At 73.8% G+C, this 4,875-nt stretch carries 8 protein-coding genes and 2 pseudogenes; 6 read left to right on the forward strand and 4 right to left on the reverse strand.

Annotated elements, in window-relative coordinates; genetic code table 11:
• The 6 genes from H0488_RS22035 to H0488_RS22060 all read left to right on the forward strand — a co-directional run.
• Positions 1-365 (forward strand): type II secretion system F family protein (locus tag H0488_RS22035; protein ID WP_183101351.1); only part of this gene is annotated, 365 nt, incomplete at its 5' end.
• Positions 366-520: 155 nt separating this feature from the next.
• Entirely contained in the window at positions 521-709 is a 189-nt protein-coding gene (locus tag H0488_RS22040) for a DUF4244 domain-containing protein (RefSeq protein ID WP_183101352.1), read from the forward strand.
• The gene (locus tag H0488_RS22045) at positions 706-1,074 is read left to right on the forward strand and encodes a TadE family type IV pilus minor pilin (protein ID WP_183101353.1); all 369 of its coding nucleotides are present in this window, start codon (positions 706-708) and stop codon (positions 1,072-1,074) included. The genes H0488_RS22040 and H0488_RS22045 overlap by 4 nt, the downstream gene beginning before the upstream one ends.
• Positions 1,071-1,475, forward strand: coding sequence for an Rv3654c family TadE-like protein (locus tag H0488_RS22050; protein ID WP_312856482.1), 405 nt, complete (start codon positions 1,071-1,073; stop codon positions 1,473-1,475). Before H0488_RS22045 ends, H0488_RS22050 begins: the two co-directional genes overlap by 4 nt.
• Before the next feature lie 42 nt (positions 1,476-1,517).
• Positions 1,518-2,051, forward strand: coding sequence for a hypothetical protein (locus H0488_RS22055; RefSeq protein WP_183101354.1), 534 nt, complete (start codon positions 1,518-1,520; stop codon positions 2,049-2,051).
• On the forward strand, positions 2,045-2,998 hold the full coding sequence (locus tag H0488_RS22060) for a hypothetical protein (RefSeq protein WP_183101355.1): 954 nt from the start codon (positions 2,045-2,047) through the stop codon (positions 2,996-2,998). The genes H0488_RS22055 and H0488_RS22060 overlap by 7 nt, the downstream gene beginning before the upstream one ends.
• Before the next feature lie 27 nt (positions 2,999-3,025).
• Here H0488_RS22060 and H0488_RS22065 read toward each other — a convergent pair whose 3' ends face one another.
• From H0488_RS22065 to H0488_RS25185, 4 genes and pseudogenes are all read right to left on the reverse strand, one after another.
• Positions 3,026-3,346 carry a hypothetical protein gene (locus H0488_RS22065; RefSeq protein ID WP_183101356.1) on the reverse strand — a complete coding sequence of 107 codons (321 nt, stop codon included), beginning with the start codon at positions 3,344-3,346 and terminating at the stop codon, positions 3,026-3,028.
• Between the two features lie 9 nt (positions 3,347-3,355).
• Positions 3,356-4,147, reverse strand: coding sequence for a Zn-binding domain-containing protein (locus tag H0488_RS25180; RefSeq protein ID WP_312856483.1), 792 nt, complete (start codon positions 4,145-4,147; stop codon positions 3,356-3,358).
• Positions 4,148-4,249: 102 nt separating this feature from the next.
• Positions 4,250-4,543, reverse strand: a pseudogene (locus H0488_RS25325) (hypothetical protein); the annotation flags it as partial.
• A gap of 26 nt (positions 4,544-4,569) precedes the next feature.
• Positions 4,570-4,830, reverse strand: a pseudogene (locus H0488_RS25185) (helicase-related protein); the annotation flags it as partial.
• Positions 4,831-4,875 lie beyond the last annotated feature (45 nt).

The following is a 4,875-nucleotide window of genomic DNA, read 5'->3' on the forward strand; positions in this document are numbered from 1 at the left end:
CTGCGATCGACGTGGTCTGCCGGGCCCTGCCGGGCGCGGCCGCCGACCTGCTCGGCCCGGTCGCCGCGCGGCTGGCGCTCGGCGGCGACCCCTTCGTCGTGTGGTCGGCGCTGGCCGGCGACCCGGCGATCGGTCCGCTGGGACGTGCCATGGCGCGCGCCCACCGCTCCGGCGCGCCGGTCGTCGCCGCGGTCGACCGGCTGTCGGAGGAGCTGGCCCGCCGTTCCCGCGCGGAGATCGAGGACCGCGCCCGAGCCGTCGGCGTCCGGGCCGCGGTCCCGCTCGGTGTGTGCCTGCTGCCGGCCTTCCTGCTGCTCGGGATCGTGCCCCTGGTCGCCGGGCTCGCGCGTTCGATCGCCTGGTGATGACCGCTGCGGACCGCCAACCGTCCACACGTCGCGCCGATCGGGTCCGCTCTCCACAGGCCGGCGTCCGTCGTACCGGTTCGGTCGGTCCGGTCCCGGAGGCTCTGACGCGCTGGCGGACCGCACCAGGCGACCGCCCGACCTAGGAGGCTCGCATGACCCGACCCACCTTCCACGCCCGCCGCAGCGAGCAGCGCGGCATCACCACCGCCGAGTACGCCGTGGGCACGGCGGGCGGCGGCGGACTCGCCGGCCTGCTCTACAAGCTGCTGACCGGCGGCTTCGGCGACCGCATGCTGCGCACGTTGTTCGACCACGTCTTCGGCCTGCTCGGCATCGGATGAAGCGCGACCGGTCGCGGAGCGAGCGGGGCGCGGTCACCGCCGAGCTGGCGCTCGGGCTCCCCGTGCTGCTGGCGGTCACGACGGGACTGGTCTGGCTGCTGTCGGTGGGCGCTGCGCAGGTCCGGACCATCGACGCCGCCCGAGAGACCGCGCGAGCCGTCGCCCGGGGCGACGACCCGGGCGATGCGGTCGCCCTCGGCCGCCGCGTCGCCCCCGACGGCGTGCGGATCGAGGTGGTGACCCGCGACGGGAGGGTGACCGTCCGTGCGCGGGGTCACGTGCGCGGACCCGGAGGGCTGTTCGACTTCCTCCCGGGCGCCGACGTCGGTGCCGAGGCGGTCGCCACCGCCGAGGAGGAGTCGTGACCGCTCGGCGCCGTGCTCGGCGGCCGCGTGACGAGCGCGCCGCCGCCACGGTGCTGGTCACGGCCTGTCTCGGGCTGTTGCTCCTGGTCGGTTGCGCGCTCGCGGTCGTGGCGGCCATGGTCGCGGCCCACCGCACGGCCCAGGCGGCTGCCGACCTGGCTGCGCTGGCCGGGGCGAGCGCCGCCCAGGACGGCGCCGATCCCTGTGCCGCGGCCGGCGCGGTCGCGACGGCCAACGGTGCCCGGGTGGCGCGGTGTGCGCTGGCGGGCGACGAGGTGACCGTCGAGGTCGTGGTCCCGGGCCCGCGCTGGCTGGGCCAGCCCCACGACCTGTCGGCGGCCGCCCGCGCCGGGCCGGCCGAGGGATCGGGTGATGTGTTTACCGAGCCCGGATCGGGTTAGCCTCCTCAGGCACAGGAACAACCGGACGGGTACGGGGACTCCATGAAACGCGCGAAGTGCACCGCGGCCGCATTCACCGCGGCCCTGCTGGCGTTGACCGCCTGCGGCGGCTCCGACGGCGACGCCGACGACACGACCGGCGATGCGCCGTCGCTCGACGCTCCTTCGACCTCGGCGCCGGTCGACGACGAGGCCGCGATCGAGAAGACGCTCGCCGGCTACGACCAGGCCCTGGCCTCGATGAACCGCGAGCAGAAGATGCCCCCGGCGCTCACCGCGGTGGCGACCGATGCCTGGGCCGATCAGCTGTTCACGACCTACACCGAGAACTTCTTCGACAACGGGCTGACATTGACAGGCCGCTGGCGCACCAAGGTCGACGACATCACGATCGACGGCGACACGGCCGAGGCCGACGTCTGCATCGACGGCAACCGGGTCTACCTCATCGAGATCGGCGGCACCATTCCGAGCGGCGCGGTCAGCCAGGGCCGGTCGCCCGGCGTGATCTCGCTCGTCCGTGACGGCGCCGGCTGGAAGGTCGAGGGCAACCAGATCGAGGAGGGCCCATGCTGACCAGGATTGCGCTGACCAGGATTGCGCTGACCAGGATTGCGCTGACCAGGTTGTTCGCAGCGCTGGCGTTGACGCTCGGCGTGCTCGTCGCCGCGACCACGGTTCCCGCGACCGCCGACGACCCGCCGGTCTGCGTGCCGCCCGCCCAGATCCAGGTCGACCAGAACGGCAACTACAGCTGCACCGTCGTCGACGAGGGCGGCGACAACGGTGGTGGCGACGGTGGCGGCGACGGTGGTGGCCCGAGCGAGCCGACCTGCGAGCTGTGGGGCCAGTTCACCTACTGCGTCGGCACCATCGCCTGCCGCGACATCCGCTGGCACCCGCCGATGGCTCTGCCCGACGGACCGAAGCCGCACGAGGACTCCGAGCCGCGCGCCCGCGAGTGCGACTACGGCGTGGTGGGCGGCCTCGGTCCCTACGTGGTGACCTACTACTGGTCGGACCCGGGAGAGGTGCAGCCGCCGACGCTCTACCAACAGGCCCTCACCGCGATCGGCCAGATCGACCTCACGATCCCGGCCCTCCAGACCAGCCCCGACGGACGCACGCTCGTCTACGTCCCGGTCTGGTACTGGCTCGACGGCGGCGACGGCGACCGCACCGGCAGCTCGGCGTTCGGCCTGGTCGCCACCGCGGTCCTCGACCGGATCGAGGTCGACCCCGGCGACGGCTCCGGAGTGTTCGACTGCCCGTGGGTGACCACGGCCGAGCAGGCCGAGCAGGAGTGCAGCTACTCCTACGACCGGGCCTCGAGCGACGGCACCGCACGGTGGAACGGCCGCCCCGCGCACCTGGCGAGCGTCACCGCGGTGTGGACCCTGTCCTTCGAGATCAACGGCACGCCCGTCACCATCCCGAACGCGCCGGCGACGCTCACCAGCGAGGCCAGCACCGCGCCGGTCCGGGTCGACGAGCAGGGCAGCGTGGTCACCGACGTCCGGTGACCTCGCCGCCGCTGAAGGAGCAGTCCGTCAGGCGTTGGGGTTGTCGTCGTCGGCGTCACGCCGACGCTCGAGCTCGACCTTGTCGAGCTTCTCCGACAGCTCGTTGAGGCGCTTCTGCTCCTTGCGGTGCTTCCAGCCCATCTTGGCGCCGAGCTTGATCGACCACAGGCCGACGAGGATCAGCGCCGCGGCGAGCACCCCGGCGAGGAAGAGTCCCTCGGTCGACAGGTTGACGTTCCACAGCTCGACGGTCGCCTCGTTGTCCTCGAACGTCACCTCCGAGCTGAACAGCCCGGCCAGGACGAGCAGAGCGCCGAGGCCCACCAGGATCAGTCCGAAGATCACCATGTCTGCACGCTACCGCCGGGGAGGCGCTCCGGCGAGCAACGCGTCGAGCAGCAGCACCGCTCCGCCCTTGTCGAGCGGGTCGTTGCCGTTGCCGCACTTGGGGGACTGGATGCAGGAGGGGCAGCCGCTGACGCACTCGCAGGAGGCGATCGCCGCGCGGGTCGCGGTCAGCCACTCCTGGGCGGTGGCGTAGCCCCGCTCGGCGAACCCGGCCCCACCCGGGTGGCCGTCGTGGACGAACACGGTGAGCACGCCGGTGTCGGGGTGGCGAGCGGTCGAGACCCCGCCGATGTCCCACCGGTCGCAGGTCGCGAACAACGGGAGCAGCCCGATCGAGCAGTGCTCGGCGGCGTGCGCGGCCCCCGGGAGATCGACCCGGTCGAGGCCCGCCGCCTCGAGAACGGCATCGGGCACCGTCCACCACACCGCGCTCGTGCGCAGCGTGCGCACCGGGAGGTCCAGCAAGGTCTCGTCGATGACCTCGCCGGTGCGGGTGCGGCGCCGGAGGTACGACGTCACCTGGTTGCTCACGTCGACCGAGCCGAACGACACCCGGCAGCTGGCCCACCGCTGGTGGTCGCGCTCCTCGACGATGACGATGTCCGCGACGTCGCGGGCGGTCGTGGTGTAGTCGACGTCGGCGCGCCGGATCTCGGCGACGTGGTCGTCGAGATCGAGCCGCTCGACCTGCCAGGTCTCGCCGCGGTGGACGTAGATCGCGCCGGTGTGGGCCGTGGCGTGGGCGCGAGCGCCGTCGACGGTGCCGACCACGCGCCCGGTGCCGGCCTCGACCAGCTGCACCTGCGCGCCGCCGGTCGACCGGATGTCGGCCAGGTCGGCGGCCCGGCGCCGGTCGGTCCAGAACCAGCCCTGGGGGCGTCGTCGCAGCAGCCCGGCAGCGACCAGGTCGTCGAGCAGGCCGCGGGCGGTCGGGCCGAACAGCGGCAGGTCGGCCGTCGTGAGCGGCTGCTCCTGCGCCGCCGCGCAGAGGTGCGGACCGAGGACGTAGGGNCCGCCGCGCAGAGGTGCGGACCGAGGACGTAGGGGTTGTCCGGGTCGAACACGGTGCCCTCGACCGGGCGGCCGAGCAGCGCGTCCGGGTGGTGCACCAGATAGGTGTCGAGCGGGTCGTCGCGGGCGATGAGCATGCCGAGGGCGCCGCCGCCGGTCCGGCCCGCGCGACCGACCTGCTGCCAGAACGCCGCGCGGGTGCCGGGGAAGCCGGTCACCAGCACGGCGTCGAGCCCGCTGACGTCGATGCCGAGCTCGAGCGCGTTGGTCGCCGCCATGCCGAGCAGCCGTCCGCTGCGCAGGTCGTCCTCGAGCGCCCGGCGCTCCTCGGGGAGGTAGCCGCCGCGGTAGGAGTCGATCCGGCCCGCCAACGCGGGGTCGACCTCGGCGAGCAGGTCGGACGCCCGTCGCGCCACCTGCTCGACCCCGCGCCGCGACCGCACGAACGCGAGCGTCCGCACGCCCTCGACCACCAGGTCGGCCAGCAGGTCGGCGGTCTCGGCGGCCGCCGGGCGGCG

Origin of the sequence: Nocardioides pelophilus, assembly GCF_014180685.1 — a bacterium.
In the GTDB taxonomy this organism is placed as follows: domain Bacteria; phylum Actinomycetota; class Actinomycetes; order Propionibacteriales; family Nocardioidaceae; genus Nocardioides; species Nocardioides pelophilus.